At 42.9% G+C, this 22,252-nt stretch carries 21 protein-coding genes; 8 read left to right on the top strand and 13 right to left on the bottom strand.

All coding sequences use genetic code 11. From position 1 onward, the window contains the following. Position 1: 1 nt before the first annotated feature. Genes rimI through pssA form a run of 3 tightly spaced genes read right to left on the bottom strand, consistent with a single transcriptional unit; the run spans position 2 to position 2,232 of the window. Positions 2-484: a ribosomal protein S18-alanine N-acetyltransferase gene (gene rimI / locus DKT75_RS03935; RefSeq protein WP_109822134.1), complete on the bottom strand. Its 483-nt coding sequence runs from the start codon at positions 482-484 to the stop codon at positions 2-4. After that, positions 481-1,434, bottom strand: coding sequence for a uracil-DNA glycosylase (locus DKT75_RS03930; protein WP_109822133.1), 954 nt, complete (start codon positions 1,432-1,434; stop codon positions 481-483). The genes rimI and DKT75_RS03930 overlap by 4 nt, the downstream gene beginning before the upstream one ends. Positions 1,435-1,446: 12 nt before the next feature. Further along, entirely contained in the window at positions 1,447-2,232 is a 786-nt protein-coding gene (gene pssA, locus DKT75_RS03925; RefSeq protein WP_109822132.1) for a CDP-diacylglycerol--serine O-phosphatidyltransferase, read from the bottom strand. Positions 2,233-2,403: 171 nt separating this feature from the next. On the opposite strand from pssA, the gene DKT75_RS03920 reads away from it, so the two are divergent. Both DKT75_RS03920 and DKT75_RS03915 read left to right on the top strand, forming a co-directional pair. Continuing rightward, on the top strand, positions 2,404-4,473 hold the full coding sequence (locus DKT75_RS03920; protein ID WP_109822131.1) for a S9 family peptidase: 2,070 nt from the start codon (positions 2,404-2,406) through the stop codon (positions 4,471-4,473). A gap of 54 nt (positions 4,474-4,527) precedes the next feature. Further along, entirely contained in the window at positions 4,528-5,292 is a 765-nt protein-coding gene (locus tag DKT75_RS03915; protein ID WP_109822130.1) for an MFS transporter, read from the top strand. Positions 5,293-5,385: 93 nt separating this feature from the next. Here the strand turns inward: DKT75_RS03915 and DKT75_RS03910 are convergent, their stop codons facing one another. The 10 genes from DKT75_RS03910 to DKT75_RS03865 all read right to left on the bottom strand — a co-directional run bounded on the left by DKT75_RS03910 (position 5,386) and on the right by DKT75_RS03865 (position 15,131). Then, positions 5,386-6,270 carry a dienelactone hydrolase family protein gene (locus DKT75_RS03910; protein ID WP_109822129.1) on the bottom strand — a complete coding sequence of 295 codons (885 nt, stop codon included), beginning with the start codon at positions 6,268-6,270 and terminating at the stop codon, positions 5,386-5,388. 217 nt (positions 6,271-6,487) lie between these two features. Then, the gene (locus tag DKT75_RS03905) at positions 6,488-7,030 is read right to left on the bottom strand and encodes a DUF937 domain-containing protein (RefSeq protein ID WP_146201315.1); all 543 of its coding nucleotides are present in this window, start codon (positions 7,028-7,030) and stop codon (positions 6,488-6,490) included. Positions 7,031-7,124: 94 nt separating this feature from the next. Beyond that, on the bottom strand, positions 7,125-7,589 hold the full coding sequence (locus DKT75_RS03900) for a hypothetical protein (RefSeq protein ID WP_109822127.1): 465 nt from the start codon (positions 7,587-7,589) through the stop codon (positions 7,125-7,127). A gap of 75 nt (positions 7,590-7,664) precedes the next feature. After that, positions 7,665-8,312 (bottom strand): class I SAM-dependent methyltransferase, encoded by a 648-nt coding sequence (locus tag DKT75_RS03895; protein WP_109822126.1) that lies wholly within the window; start codon positions 8,310-8,312, stop codon positions 7,665-7,667. Further along, a complete protein-coding gene (locus DKT75_RS03890; RefSeq protein WP_109822125.1) occupies positions 8,312-8,839 on the bottom strand; it encodes a GNAT family N-acetyltransferase in 528 nt (175 codons plus the stop codon). Before DKT75_RS03890 ends, DKT75_RS03895 begins: the two co-directional genes overlap by 1 nt. A 107-nt stretch (positions 8,840-8,946) precedes the next feature. Continuing rightward, positions 8,947-9,669 carry a TerC family protein gene (locus DKT75_RS03885; protein ID WP_109822124.1) on the bottom strand — a complete coding sequence of 241 codons (723 nt, stop codon included), beginning with the start codon at positions 9,667-9,669 and terminating at the stop codon, positions 8,947-8,949. 40 nt (positions 9,670-9,709) lie between these two features. Then, positions 9,710-10,708, bottom strand: a complete 999-nt coding sequence (gene trhO / locus DKT75_RS03880; RefSeq protein ID WP_109822123.1) for an oxygen-dependent tRNA uridine(34) hydroxylase TrhO — start codon at positions 10,706-10,708, stop codon at positions 9,710-9,712. A 105-nt stretch (positions 10,709-10,813) separates the two neighbouring features. Next, the gene (locus tag DKT75_RS03875; RefSeq protein WP_109822122.1) at positions 10,814-11,821 is read right to left on the bottom strand and encodes a 2-hydroxyacid dehydrogenase; all 1,008 of its coding nucleotides are present in this window, start codon (positions 11,819-11,821) and stop codon (positions 10,814-10,816) included. Between the two features lie 126 nt (positions 11,822-11,947). Then, positions 11,948-12,535: an SCO family protein gene (locus DKT75_RS03870; protein ID WP_109822121.1), complete on the bottom strand. Its 588-nt coding sequence runs from the start codon at positions 12,533-12,535 to the stop codon at positions 11,948-11,950. 121 nt (positions 12,536-12,656) lie between these two features. Beyond that, positions 12,657-15,131 (bottom strand): bifunctional acetate--CoA ligase family protein/GNAT family N-acetyltransferase, encoded by a 2,475-nt coding sequence (locus tag DKT75_RS03865; RefSeq protein WP_109822120.1) that lies wholly within the window; start codon positions 15,129-15,131, stop codon positions 12,657-12,659. A 94-nt stretch (positions 15,132-15,225) separates the two neighbouring features. Between DKT75_RS03865 and DKT75_RS03860 the strand changes: the two genes are divergently transcribed. The 6 genes from DKT75_RS03860 (at position 15,226) to DKT75_RS03835 (ending at position 22,226) form a co-directional block, all read left to right on the top strand. Then, positions 15,226-16,152 (top strand): histone deacetylase family protein, encoded by a 927-nt coding sequence (locus DKT75_RS03860; RefSeq protein WP_109822119.1) that lies wholly within the window; start codon positions 15,226-15,228, stop codon positions 16,150-16,152. A gap of 424 nt (positions 16,153-16,576) precedes the next feature. After that, a complete protein-coding gene (locus DKT75_RS03855; protein ID WP_158278792.1) occupies positions 16,577-18,121 on the top strand; it encodes a putative bifunctional diguanylate cyclase/phosphodiesterase in 1,545 nt (514 codons plus the stop codon). 157 nt (positions 18,122-18,278) lie between these two features. Then, positions 18,279-19,121: a CvfB family protein gene (locus DKT75_RS03850; RefSeq protein WP_109822117.1), complete on the top strand. Its 843-nt coding sequence runs from the start codon at positions 18,279-18,281 to the stop codon at positions 19,119-19,121. 1 nt (position 19,122) lies between these two features. After that, positions 19,123-20,052 (top strand): ribosome biogenesis GTPase YlqF, encoded by a 930-nt coding sequence (ylqF, locus tag DKT75_RS03845; RefSeq protein WP_109822116.1) that lies wholly within the window; start codon positions 19,123-19,125, stop codon positions 20,050-20,052. Between the two features lie 205 nt (positions 20,053-20,257). Then, a complete protein-coding gene (locus DKT75_RS03840) occupies positions 20,258-20,827 on the top strand; it encodes a hypothetical protein (protein WP_109822115.1) in 570 nt (189 codons plus the stop codon). Positions 20,828-20,831: 4 nt separating this feature from the next. Continuing rightward, entirely contained in the window at positions 20,832-22,226 is a 1,395-nt protein-coding gene (locus DKT75_RS03835; protein ID WP_109822114.1) for a hypothetical protein, read from the top strand. Positions 22,227-22,252 lie beyond the last annotated feature (26 nt).

Genomic DNA, 22,252 nt, shown 5'->3' with positions numbered 1-22,252 from the left:
TTTATGAAATTATGCTCTTTGCCATGACTAAAGCATCTTCCCGGCCATTGCTGGCAGGATAATAGTTTTTACGCATGCCTATTTCGCTAAAACCTTCCGACTCATACAAGGCTAACGCCGACGTATTGGAAGGTCTAACTTCAAGAAAACACATATTGGCTTGGTACTGATTAGCCGCTAAGTCAAAGGTTCTATGCAGCAGTTCTCGCCCCCAACCCTTGCCTTGAATACTGGGGCTTATGCAGATATTTAGAATATGCATTTCACCGACCACAACCGACATAAACAAATAGCCTTCGATCTTGCCAGCTACTTCTAGTACAAAGCAATGATAGTGAGTCGTCTGCAAGCACTTCTCCATGACCTGCACTTCCCAGGGTTGTGGATAAGCCAACAACTCAATCTTCATTACTGTGGGAATATCACCCTTCTCCATCGGACGCATCATCGCATCCGCTGCGCTTGCAACATCCACGTCACTCATGACATCACACGCTTTGCATACTGTAAGTCTTTCCACGTTTGTACCTTTAAACGTGGCTGCTTCAATAAATAAGCAGGATGATAAGTCGCGACCATAGGTGCAGCGTAACCATCAACCTGATGCACTTGTTGGCGCAACGCTGACATCGGTTGATTACTACCTAAAATTTGTTGCGCGGTATCTCGCCCCATCAAAATAACCAACTCGGGCTTAACCAAGTCAATCTGTCGACGCAAATAAGTGTTACAACTTTGAGCTTGATAGTCCGCAGGTGAGCCATCTAACGGCGGTCGACATTTCATTAGGTTTGTCACATAGACCGAGCTTGGGTCTAGCGACAAACTAGTCAGCATATTGTTAAGCATTACGCCCACTTCACCACTAAACGGTGACTGTTCTTGCTCATCTTGCAAGCGTGGAATATCGCCCACAATCATCCACTGCGCTTGAGTATTACCACGTGCAAAAACGGTTTGCTTACGGTGCGTACTCAAGTTGCATGCGGTACAGCTTGTCACTGCTTGCTGTATTTCTGCTAACCCTAACTGACTTAAATCTTGAACAGGGATAGCTTCTACTGCCGCTGACTTAGTGTCAGCATCCAGACTAGCCGCCAGATCCGAAATGCGTTGTTTTGCTTGACTCACGCCGCCTAAATCTCGAATCAAATCATTCGCGACTTTGAGAGAGCCAGATGACGCTGGGGGCGACACAGGCGCATTTGCTGTTGGTCGAGCCGTTTGAGCAGAAGGTGTTGGAGCAGCGGTCGTTTGAGCGTCTAAGTGAGTCGCATTTAACTCAGCCGCTATCGTACTCAGGTCGGTAGTGACTGCGCTCTCTGCAACAAACTCCGTTAAAACAGGCGCGTCAGGCACCTCAAGGTCGCGGGAAATCCAAACAGGAATTCCCATCGCTTGTAAGTAGTCGAGTTGCTGCTGATTAACGGACACTAATATTCAACCTTACTCGTCATCAACTTTTGGCAACGTAATCACAGGCATTGCTTTGACAATACCGAACTTACGTAATATGCAATACACAGGCCCAGATAATGCGTAAATAAAGAACACAGTGAATAACACTTTAGGTGGGTCGATTGCAGTCAAAGCAAACACTAACACGACGGCTAAAATAGCGAGATACGGGACTTTACTTCGATAGTCGAAATCCTTAAAGCTATTATATGAAACATTGCTGACCATCAATAAGCCTGCCGATACAGTCATTAGCAACGCAATAATCTGTAACGAATTACCGGGTACTTCAAGGTCATGGAAAAACCAGACCAAACCCACCAAAATACCTGCTGAAGCTGGGCTTGGTAAACCGACAAAATAACGTTTATCAACTTCTTCAATCTGTACATTGAATCGAGCAAGACGCAATGCCGCACAGGCTGCATAAATAAATGCGGCCATCCAACCGACCTTTCCCCATGCAGGAGAAACCGTTGCCATGTGTACCAGCGACCATTGATAAATCACAAGCGCAGGCGCCACACCAAAAGACACCAGATCTGACAAGCTATCGTATTGTTCACCGAACGCTGACTGAGTATTTGTCCAGCGCGCCACTCGTCCATCTGCCCCATCAAGAATCATCGCTATAAATATCGCTATAGCGGCGTCCTCAAAGCGACCATTTATAGACGCTATAATGGCATAGAAACCGCTAAACATAGCTGCGGTCGTGATTAGATTAGGGAGTATATAAACTCCTTTAGATGGTGCATTTTTTTGTGGATTCATAGTTACTATTATTAGCACAATTGATGATAAAAAAAAACGCTCAGTAGCAGCTTCAAAGGAATGATTTCTGAAGAATGAAGGCTTTATTCAATTTACTATAAGCGGCGTGTATAGTAACCGCTCCATTTGCAGTTGTAAGCAATAACACAATATAAATTTGAGTCTCACTAGATGCCTAGCAATAAGTCACTTTCGCCACCTGTCGCTAATAAAATCCCGTCCAAAAGCAGTGTCCATAACCATGAGCGTACGGATAACTATGCGTGGATTCGTGACAAGGAATCTAGCGAAGTAAAAGCCTACTTAGACGCTGAAAACGCGTACACACAATCAGAAATGGCACATACCGCATCACTGCAAACAACTTTATATGACGAGATGCTAGGTCATATAGAAGAAAACGATGCTTCAACACCCGTCAAAGTGGGTGACTATTTTTACTATCATCGCATTGATGAGGGTAAACAATACTGGGCACATTATCGTAAGCACCTGACTTTAGACGCGCCAGAAGAGCTATTACTCGATGAAAACGAATTAGCTGAAAGCGGTGGTCATGATTACTTTGAATTAGGTGCTTTAGAGATCAGCCCAAACCACAAGCGACTCACCTACTCTACCGACACGACGGGTGCCGAGGCTTATACAATTTACACCAAAGATTTAGCCACTGGTGAACTATTCGCTGAAAAAATTACGAATAATGCAGGCTGTGTCAGCTGGGGTGATAACGACACGTTGTTTTACACAACGGAAGAAGATGAAACTAAGCGTAGTGACAAACTGTTTCGTCACACCCTCGGTACTTCGCAAGCTGATGATGTTCTCGTTTTTCATGATAAAGATGGGCTGTTTAATGTATCTGCGGCACTAAGTAAGGATGAGCAATACCTGTTTGTCTCTACCGGCAGTATCGAAACGACTGAGCAGCACTTCATTGCCACTAACGACATTGAACAAGCACCGACGGTTATTCAGAGCCGCACTGACGGTCTTCGTTACTCAGTTGAACATCACAATGGTTTATTTTACATCGTCACTAATGCTGATGATGCAATCAACCAAAAACTGGTTACTTGCCCTGTAGCAACACCTTCACGTGAACATTGGGAAACGATGATTGCGCATCGTGATGATGTTCAACTAGAGCACGTGGAGCTATTCAATGAGTTCTTAGTGAGTCTTGAGCGCTCTGAAGGTCTTTATCACATGAAAGTGATCAAGCTTTCAGATCAAAGCAGTCATATGATTAGCTTACCAGAAGCTATTTATAGTGCAGGCCCAGCGGCTAACCCTGAGTTTAATACTTCAACACTACGCTTTGTTTACACGTCACTTGTGACACCCATGTCCACTTTCGACTACGACATGGAAACCCGTGAACGCGTATTGAAAAAACAGAAGGTAGTCCCTAACTACGATGCAAGTTTGTATACCAGTGAACGTATTTTTGCGACAGCAGATGATGGCACACAGATCCCTATTTCGCTGGTTTACAAAAAAGATGCATGGAATGGTGAAGCAACCTATTGCCACCTTTACGGCTACGGATCTTACGGTCATACCATCGAGCCTGACTTTTCAACAACACGTTTGAGTCTGCTTGATCGCGGTATGGTTTATGCGATTGCACACGTTCGTGGTGAAGAAATTTACGGTCGTAGCTGGTATGAAGATGGCAAATTTCTTAATAAGAAAAACACCTTCACCGACTTCATCAGCTGTGCAAAACACCTGATTGAAAAGAACTACACCAAACCCGAAAAAATGTCTATGGAAGGCCGTAGTGCGGGCGGCCTGTTGATGGGTGCAGTGTTAAATATGGCGCCTGAGCTATTCCATGTTGCGCTAGCAGGTGTGCCATTTGTAGATGTGGTTAATACCATGCTTGATGAGTCTATTCCACTCACTACCGGTGAGTTTGAAGAGTGGGGCAACCCAATGGATGAAGAGTATTACCACTATATGTTGTCATACTCACCTTATGACAATGTAACCGCTCAATGCTACCCTGCAACGCTTGTAACGGCTGGTCTAAACGACCCTCGCGTTCAATATTGGGAGCCGGCTAAGTGGGTTGCAAAATTACGTGACTTAAAAACGGATAACAATGCGCTATATCTGCACATGCACATGAGTGCTGGGCACTTTGCCTCATCTGGGCGCTATGCTTACTTGAAGGACTTGGCGTTTGACTATGCCTTTGTATTGGATCAACTGGGTATCGGTGATAATAACTAGTATACTAGCGCACTGACAAAAACACTGCTTTGCAACACATTCAGGGACGATTACATGCTCAACAACATCAAGAGAACGCTGTTCTTTCACTCGCCACTATTACTATGCCTTTTCTTGGGTATCATATTTTATTACACCAAGTACTCGTTTCATCACAATGGGTTTGATCTTTTTCAGTTATCAATCCTTCCGCTAATCGCGCTTTATTTCATTGTGCGTCATTTTTGGCGTAAACATTTAAATGAAAAAGGATTGTTTAAACGCCATAAGCTCAGTATTTGGGCGGTATTTTTTACGATCATACTGACGGTATTTGTCATTTACCTTGCCTTTATTCCACCTGAGCAAAAGTTTGTAAACTATCACCCAGAACATCCTACACCTGATCGCTTTGCTGTGAACGCTAAGCTTAGTGACTACATGAAGACCTTCTTGGATCAGATGTTAGTTTGCGGTTACCTAATGCAAGAAAACGAGACTGCTGACTGTGAAGTCATGAGTACCGTTGAGTTAGATAACAACCCTAAGACATTCGAAGTGTTCATTTTGGATAAAAAGATCGACAACTGTAAACAGAACTCATGCAAGCTGATGCTGGCTCAAATGACGACTGACGACATGGACAAGGCGAGATCTCACCAAGAAGAAAATGCACCACCGTCTGTAGGTAAACTCATTAACAGTTGGACTGTTAATGACCCTGACATTCTCATCACACCTGAGCTTCACAGTGGCTGGTTTACCTTTGAGCTAAATATTGGTGATCTGCTTACGGTCTTTGAATATGACGAGACTAGCAAAAGCTATATTAGACGTTAAACGTTTACGCTAGCTGTGAGTCATTTCAGTTAGCCATAACGCAAAAAAGGAGCTACGCCTTAGGCATAGCTCCTTTTTTTTAGCTATAAACTATTATGCACTCAAGTGCTTTTTGAAGTGTTCAATCGTACGGCTCCATGCAAGCTCTGCATTTTTCTCGTCATAACGACCTGTTGAGTCATTATGGAAACCGTGGTTAGCACCTTCATAGATAAAGGCTTGATAATCTACTTTATTCGCTTTTAGTGCTTTTTCGTAGTCAGGCCATGTTGCATTAACACGCTTATCTAACTCACCCAGTTGAATCATCATTGGGCTTTTAATATTTGCAATCAAGTCAGCTTTTGGTGGTGTTCCGTAGAAAGGAACCGCTGCATCAACAACATCTGGTAACGATGCTGCAAGCATATTGCTCACATAACCACCGAAACAGAAACCAACAACACCTAACTTACCGCTGCTTAACTCATGTCCTTTTAGGAATTTAGCCGCCGCTTTAAAGTCAGCTTCAACTTTAGCTTTATCCAGTGTCTTCTGCATTGCACGACCTTCGTCGTCATTTCCTGGGTAACCACCTAGCGTGTGCAAGATGTCAGGTGCAAATGCGATAAAACCATCTTTCGCTAAACGACGAGCAACATCTTTAACATAAGGGTTTAGACCGCGGTTTTCATGAACCACTAGCACTACTGGTGCCTTACCTTCTAAATTTTTTGGTACTACTAAATACCCACGACCTTCACCCAAACCTTCTGGTGACTCGAACGTCGCGTAACTAGCCGTTAGATCTTCATCGTTAAATGACACCTGCTCCGCTAGTGCATAGTCTGGCAGTAGCGCGCCTGAGACAGCAGCCATCGTCAAACCAGCAACCGCTAGCTTGCCCAAAAACGTACGGCGATCCATACCACCATGTGCATACTCGTCGTACCAGTCAAAAGCTTCCTGCGGGATTTCAATCTTAGCGGGATGGTTCATGCTTAACACTCCAATTCGGGTAAATTTAAGGTAAATATCGATATAATTACCATCCAAGATTATCACAGCTTTTACAAGCCTAATAATTAACTCTAATTTAACAAGTATATATCTACTGGCGAAAATCCAATCTAGATTCATAAAAAAAGCCAACTACAAACGCAGCTGGCTTTTTTATCTCATTATGACGTCAGTGACGCTATAACAGAGTTATCGCTTAACGAAATGCCGCTTTAAACGCCATTCCTAAAACATCGTCCATAATCGAACCATCTTTGTCTGAATCCAATAATGAACCCAAAATTCCTGATGATTGCTGACGAGCTGGGGCAGTTGTACCGCCACCCATTAGCTTCTTACCTAAAGAACCCATTACCATCGTTGCAACAACCGGTAACATTTTCTTTAACAGAGTAGAACCTAGACCAGTCTCTTGAGCAGCATGAGTTGCCACGTTACGGCTGACTTCCTTACTACCAAAGATATGACCCAGAATAGAGTTGCCATCTTTTGTCGTTTCAGAACGACCAAGTACACCTGGATCATCGATATATTTCGAGTGATCACCCTGACCTAACGCATTGATCAAGCTATCTAGGCCTGATGATTTTTCCGTTTGGTGCTGCATACCACGTGCTAGCGATGGCGCTAAAGAAGCAACTGCACCGCGTGCCTGTTCTTCTGTAATACCAAACTGACGCGCTAGCTCACTGACTGAACCAGAGGTCTCTTTTCCCATTAGCAAATCTGTAATATTCAATTTTTTATTCTCTCCTTTATTATTAGTAAGCAGCTGAAAACAACTGTGTTATTACTATAATGTTCAAACACAGTCACTTCCAGCATTATCCGTCTTAATAAATCCAGCGCGTATGCGTGCCTGAATTACCACGTTGTGGTCTAGTTGTTCTACCACGGTCATTTCGACGATCATCACGACGAATTTGCTGACGTGGTTGTTGGTAACGAGGTTTCTTATAGTGACGAGCATATAAACGCTTAGGCACATAGCTATTACCTAACACGCTCCAAACACGGTAGTCTCTAGAACGCTGCCAACCAGAGTTATAATAACGGTAGTAACTACCATTATCGTAATAAGTATTTGCTAAACCAACAACGACATACATACCCAGTGCGCTGTTATAAGTAACACGGTGTCTATGAGGTGTGTGAGTTAGGTATCCGCCATGATGGCCACCCACTCGTGAACCGAGGTCAGCTGATACTCTGACACGAGTATCGTCACAAGCGGTTAAAAACACGCTTGATAACACGATAGTTGCTAGTATCTTCAGGGGAAGTTTTTTTGTGTTCATTTAGTCAGTCTCTCCATTATATGGCTGTACTGTTTATACGACAGTTACTGGGTTTTAGTGCCCAATTGTTAGGGTTTAGTTCCCTTTTTTTAAAATAATCACATCTCGCCTGATTATCTCTAACTGTAAATTCCATCGCTTTGCTATCCACTCAAAAGTGCTATCAGAGTAAAAAACAATGTGGGTTAAGTCTCTCTTATAATGCCAGCCAGCAAACTTCTCAATCGGGGGTAATAAGCTGGTCATTATGCCAAGGTATGCACCCGGCTTTAACATACCAATCAGTTGCTCTAAGACCACTTTTGGTTCACGCAGGTGCTCAATCACTTCCGTTGAAGTAATGAAGTCGTATGATTGGTTTAATAACGATTCGTCTGCCGCGTAGTATTTATCGTAGCAAACCATCTGAAAGCCTTCTTTCGCCATCAGCAACGACAACGTTGGCCCCGGGCCGCTTCCAAAATCTAGACCTTGGGCATCTTTGGGTAAACGCTCCACTAATGGCGTGAGTAAGTGCTTCAGAAAAAGACAGTAGCCTTCATCCTCAATACTGTTTTCATGGTCATCATAACGCTCTTTTTCATCTTGCTCATTGAGGTGAAACTCAGGCGGGACAAACACCAAATCACACACATCGCATTGCAGATAATCACGTTGATCACGGAAATAATGAGTCGTCGAATGAGATTCGCAAAGCGGGCAAACAGAAGTACTATCAGGCATTAGAAGTTCAGTTGGTAAGTATCAATATTAGAATTACTGAGATCAGGCTTAACGTAGCGCCAGCCATGCGTTTTATAAAACGCCAAACCACGCTCATTACTCGACTGAATCAAGATGCGTGCGCCATTACAGCCCTGCTCTCGCAGTGTATTAATCAGGTATTTATGCATCAATGTACCGATGCCTCGCCCACGTTCAGATTGAATGAGGTAAAACATGGAGATAAACGCCTTGTCCATGAACAACTTTTCAATACGAAAATCGATTTGACCGATAATTTCATCGCCACGTGTCACGTGGATAACGCCGTAAGGAAATTGCTGCTGAAAGTCGATGAGTCGAGATGCATAGTCAGCACCGCCCTCACCCATTTCAGTCTTAAAGGACTTGTCAGAACCGTAGTTGATTTGAAACGAATCGCGCCTAAACGCAATGCAACTTGCCATGTTCTGAGCTAAATCAGCAGGTATAAACTCGATCGATGAAGGATTAACCACAATACTCTCCCCAGCGTGAATCTCGCTCACTCAAAAGAGTAAGCCCGTAATGCTAAGTGTGCTCCAGACCGTAAAGGTTCGAAGCACACTTCATACTACATCAGAAAATTCACTAATACCTTGCCGTTTGACGGGTATTATTTTTTAGCTAGGTGCTTTTTTCTCATCTTAATGTTTACCAATTCCACACTCAGTGAGAACAGCATTGCAAAATAGATGTAACCCTTTGGAATATGGAAATCCAAACCTTCCATCATCAGTGTCAAACCAACGATGATCAGGAATGATAATGCCAAGATTTTGATCGTAGGATTATTATCAACAAAGTCACTAATTGCCTTAGACGCAAGTAACATAACACCCACCGCAATAACGATTGCGATAGCCATAATAGACACGTGATCAACCAAACCAACGGCTGTTATGACTGAGTCCAAAGAAAATACGATATCTAGAATAGCGATCTGCGCTAACACCATTCCCATACCAGCAGCAGCTTTAGAGACAGTCACTTCGTCTTCGACACCCTCAACACTGTTATGAATTTCATGAGTTGATTTAGCCAGCAAGAACAACCCACCCAAGATGAGAATAAGATCTCGCCCTGAAATATCTTCGCCAAATATCGTAAACCAAGGATCGGTTAACCCCATCACCCAAGAAATAGAGAACAGTAACGCTAAGCGCGTAACCATCGCAAACATAATACCCAAGCGACGGGCTTTATCACGTTGCTCGTCTGGGAGTTTTGCCACCAAGATTGAGATGAAAATAATATTATCAATCCCCAAAACAATCTCTAACGCTGTCAATGTACCCAGCGCGATCCATGCTTCGGGACTAGCAAACCACTCAAACATACTCTCTCCTAATCTTTTTTAACGATGAATATCGTAATGTTTATTTCTGAGCACGCGATCGATCACGCGCTTGCTGCGCCTGAATGGATTGACGCTTTTGTTCACGCGTCATTTCAATCGATTCAGCCACATCACCACCAATATGCGAAATACCACGTGCTTTGGCTAATTGAATTTGTTTTTCACGCTCTGCAAAGCGTGCTTTCTTTTCTTCAGTCAACGAGTCATGACATGATGGGCAACTTACACCCGGCATGTACTTCTCGCTTGCTTTATCTTCGTCTGTAATCGGTAGTCGACAGGCATGGCACTGATCGTATCCACCACGCTCCAACTGATGATTAACCGTCACACGGTCATCAAATACAAAACACTCACCTTCCCAAAGACTTTCCTCTTCAGCAACGTGCTCTAAATATTTCAGGATACCGCCTTTAAGATGGTAAACCTCTTCAATACCTTGCTCTTTTAAGTACGCAGTCGACTTCTCACAACGGATACCACCGGTGCAAAACATCGCAACTTTCTTAGGCTTTTGTGGCAACACATGATCACTGACGTACGCTGGAAACTCACGAAAACTGTCAGTTTTAGGGTTGATTGCATCCTTAAACGTACCGACTTGGTATTCATAGTCATTACGCGTATCAATCAACATCACATCTGGGTCGCTAATCAGACTATTCCAATCTTCAGGAGCAACATAGGTACCCACAACACGCTGAGGGTCAATGCCTTCAACACCCATCGTGACAATTTCTTTCTTCAGTTTAACCTTGGTGCGCTTGAATGGCATTTCATCAGTCAGTGACTCTTTACTGTCTAATGTTGCTAAGCGAGGGTCTGAACGTAACCATGCTAATACGGTATCAATCCCCTCACGAGAACCTGCAACCGTACCGTTGATACCTTCTTGGGCTAATAACAAAGTGCCTCGCACCTCGTTATCTAACATGGTTTGTAAGAGTGGCTGACGAAGCTCAGCGAACTGATCTAGAGTGGCGAACTTATAAAGTGCGCAAACGACTGTTTGTGGCATAGTGCATCCTTCTGCTGTCCAGAGCGTAAATCTGGCGCATTAAAAAAAGGATGCATTATACAAAAAATTAGCGAAAAATCATCTTATTAGACAATATTGCACACGCTAGTGTTTAATTAAATCCGCTGAAACAGAGTTAGCACAGCTGTTATCTCGATCAATATCGCTAAGGTTTTGAAGTGTCGTTTTGGCAATACTTTCTAGCGCATCGCTCGTGAAAAATGCTTGATGACCTGTTACCAACACATTGGGGAACGTTAATAAGCGAGCAAATACATCATCTTCTAGCACCTTATCTGAAATATCTTCGAAGAAAATATCCCCTTCTTCTTCGTACACATCCAAGCCTAAATAACCGATCTGACCTGATTTAAGTTGACGAATGACCGCTGCGGTATCGATCAACCCGCCTCGACTGGTATTAATCAGCATGACGCCTTTTTTCATGACCGATATCGTTTCATCATCAATGAGGTGTTCTGTTTCTGGTGTCAGAGGGCAGTGCAAACTAATAATATCAGATTGCTTTAACAGCGTATCCAAATCAACATACTCAATGCCTTGCTTGAGGCACGCTTCATTTGGGTACATATCGTAAGCGATTACACGGCAACCAAAGCCTTTCATAATAGAACAGAAAGCTGCACCTATCTTCCCCGTACCAATTACACCCACTGTTTTGGTGTTGACGTTAAAGCCAAGCAACCCCTCCAGTGAAAAGTTACTTTCTCTAACTCGGTTATAGGCGCGGTAGGTTTGTCTGTTGAGGGATAGTAATAAAGCAACCGCATGCTCAGCAACGCCATGCGGCGAATACTCCGGCACACGCACAACATTAATCCCTAGAGAAGCAGCCGCTTCAAGGTCTACGTTATTAAAGCCTGCACAACGAAGCGCAACGGTACCAACCCCTACTTCTGACAGCGCTTTTAAGCAGTCTGCATCAATGTCATCATTTACAAACACACACACCGCACCAAAGCCTTGAGCAAGTGGAGCGGTTAACGCATTTAAGTGAGCCTCGATAAATACGAGCTCGTGTCCGAAGTGTTCATTTTCTTTAGAAAGATACTTACTATCGTAAGATTTTGCACCAAACACTGCTACTTTCATCACTAGTTACTCCTTGTATATATGCGTTTTGAGTGACTAACATCATATACTTTTGGTGGAATGACACCATAGTGAATAGCGGTTTAATACGCTTTATTTTAAATCAGTTTAATCTTGTTTTAATTGCTAATTTTGGGGAGCCAAAACGCTATAAAGATCATCGAATATTAGGCTAGGACTGACCGGATAACCTTTATAGCGCTTACTCAGGATACCTTTTTTATTGAACAAAAATACCGTATTGAGATGCCCAATTCTCCCTTCGGAAGGTGGAATACCAGCATTCAATGTTTCGAGTAACGTACCTAATGATGTTTTATCCGTGATCGCTAAGCGCCAGTTTTTGGAATAAATGCCGTAACGCTGCGCAAACTCTTTTAACTGCTGAGGCGTATCTGTTTCGGTGGCCACCGAAATGGATAAAAACACAATACCTTTATCTTTTTTTTCTAGCTGGTGATCAAGGTAAGCACGGCGCAACGCAACCGTTTGGACCGGGCTACAGCCGTTAAACATGAAGTTGAGTACGACTGTTTTCCCTATTAAGTCACCTAGTTTAAATAGTTGCTGATCGTGGTCGGTGAGTTTGATCTGACTTAAAGCAGGATTATTAAAGCCTAAGGCCTTTGAGGCACTCTCCTTCTCATCCGCTACTGAGGTCAATAACAAACCGCCGACGACTGTGAGCACAATGATGACTAAGAGGGTTTTCATACTTAAGCGATACAACCGTTACTTTTATAATCCGTAAATTATAAAGTGCGGGTTCATAGCTGACTATTCGCTTAAAGAGCAGTGGTGTAAGGTCGCCTACGAGTGGCTCATAAGCCTACGCTCAGTCGTCATATTTCAGTGTATAAATATTTATATCGTAATCTTCTTGTGATGCACGCTTCGAAAAGCCTAAAGACTTCATCAACTTATCCATCGCTGTATTTTTCTTAAGCACAGTCCCTTCAATTACCTTCAAGTCATGATCTTTAATATGCTCAATAAGAATCAGCATCAACTGTCTAGCCAAACCCATTCCCTGATAATTATCATCAACGACAATTGAAAACTCACAGCTCTGCTTATCTGGATTAATCGCGTAACGGCTCTCACCCAACAATATATCCTCACCTTCTTTTTGCATGAAGGCACCAAACGCCATCTCTCTGTCATAATCCATCTTAGTGAAGTTAGACAGCATTTCGGGAGTCAGCGTGTTCACTACATACATAAACCTAAAGTACTTTGACTCTTTAGACATATTATCGATGAATTTCATCTCAGCCTTCGCATCCTCAGCACGAATGGGACGCACTTCAACTTTCTGATTATCTTGAATGACGATATGACGGTGCCAATCCGAAGGGTAAGGATGAATAGCCAAATGGCTAAATAACTTATGGTCCTTATTTACCTTTTGCACAACGACCTGTGCACCGCACACTACCGCTTCATGCTCACCTAGCATTAAAGGGTTCAACGTTAACTCAAACACCTCGGGTAAATTAGTCGCGATCTCTGAGACTCTAATCAACACACCTCGTAGCTTTTCACGGTTGACCTTAGTTACATCGTGAATAGTATTCAATATCGTCGTGACCTGAGCATCATTAATCAGGCCTTCAGACAATCGTCGGTTCAACGGAGGCAGTTGTATGGCACTGTTTTTAAGTGCTGATGACATCGCGCCACCAAAACCTAGGCTGATGACAGGCCCAAAAATAGGATCATTTAAAATAGAGACTTTAAGTGACCGGTCTGAAAGAGGAGATGCCGACGCTTCAGAATGTTTTGTAAAATCACATTTGATATGGAATGCTTCTAACAACGCTTGCGTATCAACCATTGAAAGCACATAAGTTTTGTTTTTTAGACTCTGTTGAATCAATGCTCGTGAATCTGTCACCTTAGGCGGCTGCATCTTTTTTAAAGCAAACGGCACTTGCAGCAAACGCTGTCTGTTAGCAAAATGGTGACAAAGAAACCTAAAGGCTTCCATAGCAGACTCAGGTGTTCTGTAATTAGATATTTTCTCCTGAATCAAAGCCTTACGGCCTTTACCCGCGTTATTACTACCGAGCCACACAGCTAAAACTGGCTTTTGTGCGCGCTTCACTACCTTAGCTACTTCAAAGGCAATGGCTTCCGCATCAATCATTGCCGATGGTGCTAGAAAAATGGCGACAGCATCTATTTCCTTACTCGCCAATAATCGTTTAACATTTTCTGCGTAGACTTCGGCGATGTCTTTCCTATTCGAGATCATAATCGCATTTTCAAAAAACAATAGATTATCAGCAGTATTTTTTAAGTCTTTAACAAGCTCAGGACTTAAAGTCGTTGTCTGAATACCTAAATCTCTTAACCTGTCATTCGCAAGCATTACAGGGCCATAGCCATTGGAAATAATACCTAACCTTTCACCTTTAGTCTTCTGGCTACTACCTAAGATTTTTGCAGCCGCAAACAAGTTACTGAGGCTTGATACATGGTCAGCGCCTGCTCTTAATACCGCAGCAAGGAAAATGTCGTGCATCACATGTACATTTGGAATTTTAGTGAATGCGTCACTGTAACTACCGTTTTCATGAGCAGACTTAAGCACAATCACCGGCTTAATCTTTGCCGCAGCACGTAAAGCACTCATGAAACGTCTAGAGTTATGAATATGATTAATATAAAGAATGATACTATTTGTTCGATAGTCACTCGACAGAAAGTCAAGAATATCGGCAAGGTCAACATCTACACCTGCACCATGAGAAATTATCGATGAAAACCCAACTTCTTCGGTTTCAGCCCAATCTATAATACTGTTGCAAATAGAGCTTGAACGCGACACCAAGGCTAGTTTACCCGGTAAGATCGAATTAACCGTTGTGCTGACATTTAGTTTTGTTGATGGTCTGATCAAAGCACTTGCATTGGGCCCTAGTAACCTAACACCCAATTCTTTAGCGACGCTATCAAGTGAGGCTATCGCCTTCGTTATTTCTCCTCGATACCGACTCGGAAAGTGAGTCATCACTAGAACATTTCGTATCCCTTGAGCAGCACATTGCTTAGTCACTTTTTCAACCGACTTTATTGGACTCACAATAACCGCTAGGTCGATCGAGTCTTCTATAGCTTCGACTGACTTGTGACAGGTTCGCTCTAGAATGCTCTTATGCTTCGGGTTCACAAAATACAATTTACCGGTAAATTGTTCCTGTAATTTGGCCGTGATTGCGGCTGCTTGAGTGTTCACAGTTTCACTTGCGCCGATAACGACTAGTGAGGCTGGATCAAATAATGCTTTTAAGTAATGTTCAGACATAGTTCAAGGATAGCAAAACATGACTGGATTAAACCTACAATTTTAAGTTATTTTAGATAGGGATCTTACGTTACAAGATAAAAGGAAATTGTCTATGCAAACTGCTTACATCACTCACCCTGATTGCTTAAAGCATGAAATGATCGAGCACCATCCAGAGTGCCCCCGACGCATTAGTGCCATCGAGGATCAGTTGGCTGCGAAAGGGTTAATGGACTTTTTACGCCACTTTGACGCGCCAAGTGCGACGATACCTCAGATCGAGAGAGCACATGATAAAGCCTTTGTTGAGGACATCTTTAACAACTCTCCTTTAGATGGTTTCCGCAATGTAGATCCTGATACTTGTATGAACCCTTTTACGCTAGAAGCTGCACAACGCTCCGCCGGTGCAGGCATTTTGGCAACTGACCTTGCGGTTGCAGGTGAGGTAAGACACTCATTTTGTAATGTTCGACCACCGGGACATCACGCAGAGAAAGGTGCCGCTGGAGGGTTTTGTTTTTTTAATAATGTAGCCATTGCCGCATTACACGCGGTCAATCATCACAAACTCAAACGCGTAGCGATTGTTGATTTTGATGTGCACCATGGTAATGGCACAGAAGATATTTTAGCGCACAACCCTAATGTGCTGTTTTGCTCAACTTACCAGCACCCATTTTATCCGGGCTATGCAGGAAAAACAGTCGACGACTTAATGGTCAATGTACCGCTGCCAGTTGGGACTAAAGGCTCAGACTTTCGAAAAGCTATTCAGGATGAATGGTTACCTTCATTAAAAAAATTCAAACCTGAAATTATTTATATTTCAGCAGGTTTTGATGGGCATATTGATGATGAGATGGGCGGCTTTAGCCTTATGGACAGTGACTACATTTGGGTAACCGAAGAGGTTTGCAAAGTAGCAGACGAATTTTCTCAAGGGCGAGTAATCTCTATGTTAGAGGGCGGCTATGACCTCGTCTCATTGGGACGTTGTGCTACTGAGCATGTTCGGGTTTTGATGGGGCTAAATTAACTAGCTGTGCAAGTAGCTGCGCGCTTGCTATCTATTCTATTACACTAGTTCACAAAAATAAAACGAGCGCAGAATGAAAGTCAGTCATTATAATTCTAATATAAACAATGTATTCCTTGTGAAACGGTTCCGCCAGCTGCTTTGGGTAACCTTAGTATTTTCACTACTGTTTATAGTGAATATTCTGTTCTCTGGTAGAGATTTGACCGGAACGCTTGTAATCATCTCTACTATTGTTTGCGCCATCCTCTTGTCTTTTTACCTCTTAAAAACAGAAAGAGAACACTTAGCAAGAGGCATTACGTTATGGTCGATTACCATTGGAATAACGTACATAACATGGATGAATGGCGGGCTACGTGATTCATCAATTTTATGTTACCCCGTCATAATCAATTTTTCCGCACTGCTGGGCGGTGTGAAAATGTTTCTTTCGATACTCGCTTACCTAATTGTCGCCATCATATTCCTAGGTGCCAATAGTATTAACAACTGGACTCCTTCTCCCTTAACGACACTAGGGGCAGAGCAAGTCGTTGATATTGTTTTGATTACCATATTATCTGCCTATGTCGCATGGGTAATCAATGCAGATATGAAAGTCACACTGAAACGTTTAGGCCTCGAAAATGACAAAGCGACTGCCTCACAACAAACCATCCAACTATTACTAGAGCAAGAGCCACTAACAGGACTGCTCAACCGTAACGCCTGTGAAGATTATTACCAGAAACTGCTGGCGCAAATCAAAGATAAAGACGAACTCATTACGTTGTTATTCATAGACCTTGATAACTTCAAAAACATCAATGATTCGTTCGGCCATAATGCAGGAGATGAGCTTCTCATCGCTATTTCAAATGAGTTTAAGAAGTTACTGCTTCCGACTGATGTTGCCTGCCGCCTAGGTGGAGATGAGTTTGTTTTAATTATCAAGCGAGATAAACAGTTTGATATCAATAAATTCGCCACTAGCGTAATGCAGGTCATTGCTACGCCCTACTACGTTTTTGAAACCTCTATTCGAATGACCGGCTCAGTGGGCATTGCGATAGCGCCTATTGATGGTAGAGAGTTTGATGAGATGCGTAAAAAAGCGGATATCGCAATGTATGAGTCTAAGCAGCTTGGTAAAAATACATTCAGCTATTACTCCAAAGAATTACACGAAGAAGCCTTACGAAAAACGTCAATTTTGACTGGCCTGAAAGACGCTATTGAGCAGGAGTCATTCGACCTTCACTTTCAACCGAAAGTTAATTTATCAAACGGTAAAGTGGAAAGTGCGGAAGCCTTATTACGCTGGAGCCGTGACAACCCTAGTGGTTTCATGCCAGATGAGTTTATCCCTATTCTTGAGTCTACCGAACTGATTCACGAAATTGGTAAATGGGTAATTGACGAAGCGTGCCGCGTTTGTAAAAAATGGCATGATGCTGGCTTTGATCAACTGTGTATTTCGGTCAATGTTTCATCCGTACAGTTCATGAGAAATAGCTTCAAAACGCATGTATTTAACGCCTTAAAAAAGTATGACTTAGCCCCTGAGTTTTTAGAGATTGAACTGACTGAACACGTATTGATTCAACACAATGCAACCATCACTGCTCAATTAAAGTCGTTAAAAGACTTAGGTATTCAACTGTCAATTGATGATTTTGTTACGGGTTACTCAAACCTTAGTTACTTAATTAATTTCAAAGTCGATACGATCAAGCTTGATAAGTCCTTTATTTTGGAACTCAACACCTCTAAAAACCATTTTGCAGTAGTTAAAGCAGTCATACAGATGGCTCATATTTTAAACCTAAATGTCGTTGCAGAAGGCGTTGAAACAACCGCAGTCAGGAACATACTGGTCAATCTTAAGTGTGATTTTGCACAGGGCTACTTATGGTCTAAGGCAGTACCTGAAAAACAGTTTATAGACTCCCTAGAGAGTTTTAATAAGGTCTTAACCGTTAGTTAAAAGAGTAGTTATTAACCACTCTCTCCCTGCGTTGCCAGCGCTTTAGTCAAGCTATCCCATGCGACCAACGAATTCTATGGTGACCCACTCCAATCAACGGTAGAATGCCTTCATTGCAGGAACTCCTGCTTGAAATTAATTTATAGGACGACACACGATGCTGGAAATCGGGCGCATCAATACCCTTCAAGTCACTAAACAAGTGACTTTCGGAATGTATATGGACGGCGGCGAAGCAGGCGAAATCTTGCTACCCACGCGCTACGTACCTGAAGGCACTATCGTGCAGGACTGGCTAGACCTCTTTATCTACCTTGACTCAGAAGACCGCTTAATCGCGACCACTGAAACACCTAAAGTCATGGTTGATGAGTGTGCTTGTCTAAAAGTTGTCAGTGTTAATGCTGTCGGCGCATTTCTTGACTGGGGTTTACCAAAAGACTTACTAGTGCCATACAGCGAGCAAGACAGCCCGATGGAAGTTGGCAGATCTTACACCGTTGTTGTAGCGCTAGACGATGCAACTAACCGCATTATGGCGTCATCACGCCTTCACAATTATCTTGAAGAAGAAGCAGACGAAGACCTCGTCGTTGGCCAAAAAGTTGATTTGATCATTTCGGGACAAACTGACCTTGGCTATAAGGCAGTTATCAACCATGACTATCTGGGTCTGATCTTTCGTAACGAAGTCTTCCGTGACTTGCGTATGGGTGACGAAATGAAAGGCTTCATTAAAGCCATTCGTGACGACGGCAAAATCGACTTACGCTTAGACCCTGGTAAAAAAACGACGGTTGAGCTATTGGAAGATAAAGTCTTGCAGCACTTAAAAGACAATGATGGCAGTTCAAAAATTACGGATAAGAGCCCACCAGAGGCGATTTATCGCAGCTACCAAGTCAGTAAGTCTAACTATAAGCGTGCGTTAAGTAGCCTTTACAAGCAGCGAAAAATACTGATTACACACGAATTAATTACGCTAAGCGAAGAAGAATAATATGCACATTCAATGGTTTCCAGGCCACATGCACAAAGCCGCGAAACAAGTTCGTGAGGCTTTGCCAGAGGTTGATATTCTGATTGAAGTGTTGGATGCGCGTATTCCGTTTAGCAGCCAGAATCCAATGATTGCTGAAATAATTGGCGATAAGCCCTGCATTAAGCTACTCAACAAAAGCGACATGGCCGACCCTGAAATGACGGCAATTTGGCAGGAGTACTTTGAGAAGAACGATAATGTTCGGACCATCGCAACGAATGTGAAAGGCTCAGGACAGCTGCGTCAGATCACTGACCTATGTCATCGTATGGTGCCTAACAAAGGCCGTGCGGGTGATCACCGAGTCATCAACGCGATGATTATTGGTATCCCTAACGTCGGTAAATCAACGCTGATTAATGGCTTGGCGGGTCGCACCATTGCTAAAACGGGTAATGAACCTGCCGTTACGAAGCAGCAACAGCGTATAAAACTAGAGCACGGCATTATTCTTATTGATACACCGGGTATGATGTGGCCAAAAATCGACCATGAAAACAGTGGCTACCGATTAGCCGCTACTGGTGCAATCAAAGAAACGGCGACGGATAATACCGACGTAGCGTTTGCAGTAGCAGAGTACTTATTGGAAGCTTACCCAGAACGTTTGGTTGATCGTTATAAGTTGGAGTCTGTTCCAGAATCTGAAATCGAGTTGCTAGAAGCTATTGGTCGACTTCGCGGTAGTTTGCGTTCGGGTGGTTCTATACTGCTTGAAAAAGTCAGTAATATTCTAATTTCTGAGCTTCGCTCTGGTTTCTTAGGACCGATTACAATGGAAGACCCTGCTCGTGTTGAGAAGGAGCAAACTGAAGTTGTTATCGCCAAGGAAGCTAAGCGCATTAAAGATGAGGCAAGGAAGAAGGGCTTTAAGAAGAAGCGACGTTAGGTAGCTCTAGAACACACCATATTCATTAAAGATTCATGCGCAAGGTATAGAGTCTTGGGTAGACTGACGGGAAAAGCCACATTATAAAAGAACTAATGGCTTTCCCTTCTGCACGACCTTACTCTCAGAATAACCGCACTATCCCCTATCCTGAGTGTTACCTGTCGTACTAATGTCTCCTAATAATGACTTGGTAAGCTAGTTAATGAATAAGAATACTCACCATAAAAAGAACGCCTCTAATCATAGAGTAAACCCTGCTAAACAGTTGGTTGAAGACTCAATGAATACGTCTGAAGATGCTAATAAACTATCTACTATTCGTGATATTTTGTTTGGCGAGCAAGCGCGTGAAGATGAAGAAAAGCGTAGTAGTCTACATAAAGAACTAAAAGCTAATCTTGGCCAGTTGCAACAGGAAACTCAAAACCAGTTTGAGCAGGTGTCTTCAGAGCTTAAGAAGCTACATAGCCTTATTACTAGTGAAACAGAGCAGCGCATCGCAAGCGGCAAAGGCGCAAGCCAACACATTACACAGTTACAGCAGTCGTTAGATGAGTCGAACCAGACCCACCAATGTGCGCAGTCACAACTACAAAAAGAGTTTACTCAAGCTACTGATACGCTAGACGTTCAGTCTAAAAAGCACTATGAAGCGCTTTCTCAGAAGCTTGAAGTTGCAGCGAAAGAGCTACGCTCTGATAAAACAGATCGAGGAGACCTTGCTAAGTTACTACGCGGTATGGCGGAACAACTCGCTACCGAGGAAAAGTAACGCGATGTCTGCCGCAATAAACACTCATCCTAAGCAAGCACAAAGCGAGTTATCACATGATGACCTCGAGACTTTGCGCAACTTGTTATTAGGGCCTGAGTATAAAGAATTATTACGGCAAAAAAACATACAAGAAGATCCTGCATTGCTTGCAGAACATATGTCATCGGTTATTACCCAAGCGTTAAAAACGCGTGAAAAAGATGATGGCAGCATCCTAAAGTTTTTTACACCAATTTTGCAGAAGTCACTCTCAGAGTCAGTAACCGTAAACCCGAAGCCTATTGCTGATGCGCTCTACCCTATTATTGGGCCTGCTATTCGCAAGTCAATTAATGTCAGCATCAGTCAGATGGTGCTCAACATGAATGAATTGTTGGAAAATAGCCTCTCACCAAAGTCATTTCGCTGGCGCTTTGACGCTTGGCGAACAGGCAAAAGTTATGCTGAGGTTGTTTTTACAAGCACCCTAGTCTTTCAAGTTGAACAAGTTTTTCTGGTTCATCGAGAAACAGGGCTACTGCTTCAACATGTGGTTACAGATAACGCGGTGAGTAAAGATCCAGATCTAATATCTAGCATGTTAACGGCTATTCAAGATTTTTTGAGAGACTCGTTTACCACAGAAAAAGATAGCGACCTAGACACCCTAAAACTAGGCGACTTGACCCTATTAATAGAATATGGCCCTACGGCAGTTATTGCTGCAGTCGTTAGAGGTATCGTACCTTCGGGCATGCATTTAACACTTTCAGAGACAATGGAAGCAATTCATCAGGAAGAGTCACTACAGCTCGATGGTTATGACGGCGATTCAAGTCAGTTTGATCACTTACAGCCGCTTCTCATGAATTGCATAAAGAAGCAGTCTCGTGAGACGCCTGACAAAGCTGAAGAAAAACTGAAGGAAAGTTTTTCGAAAAAGCAAATGATTTTTGTAGGGATTGGTTTTGCAGCTATCGTTGGCATCGCTTACCTAAGCTACTCGAACTATGTTGAAAATAAACAATGGAATAAGCTACAGCAGGTATTTCGTTCTGAGCCAGGCATCATTTTATCTCATACCGCCTATGAAAATGGTACTTACCAACTACATGGGTTAGCAGACTCAACGGCAAGATCGCCCGAGTCACTGATTAATGAGTACGCGCTAAATAAATTATCAGTCAAAAGTAACTTTAGACCCTACCTATCGCTAGAACCAGAACTCGTTCAACAACGCATAGAAAAGGCGCTATTACCGCCACCAACGATCCAGTTAAATCTAAATGACGAAGTACTTTACGTCAGTGGTTTTGCTGAGCCGAAGTGGCTAGAACAGCTAAAAATAAACGCGCCATTATTTGCTGGCGTCAATAGTATTAATCTCGACAAACTAGAAACAATCCGTACTCAGTAAGTTGCTACATGAGTGACGTTAATAAT

Origin of the sequence: Leucothrix arctica (genome assembly GCF_003172895.1) — a bacterium.
GTDB classification, from domain to species: Bacteria; Pseudomonadota; Gammaproteobacteria; order Thiotrichales; family Thiotrichaceae; genus Leucothrix; species Leucothrix arctica.
Note: the sequence above shows the minus strand (reverse complement) of the source record. Positions and strands in the feature narration are given on the sequence as shown.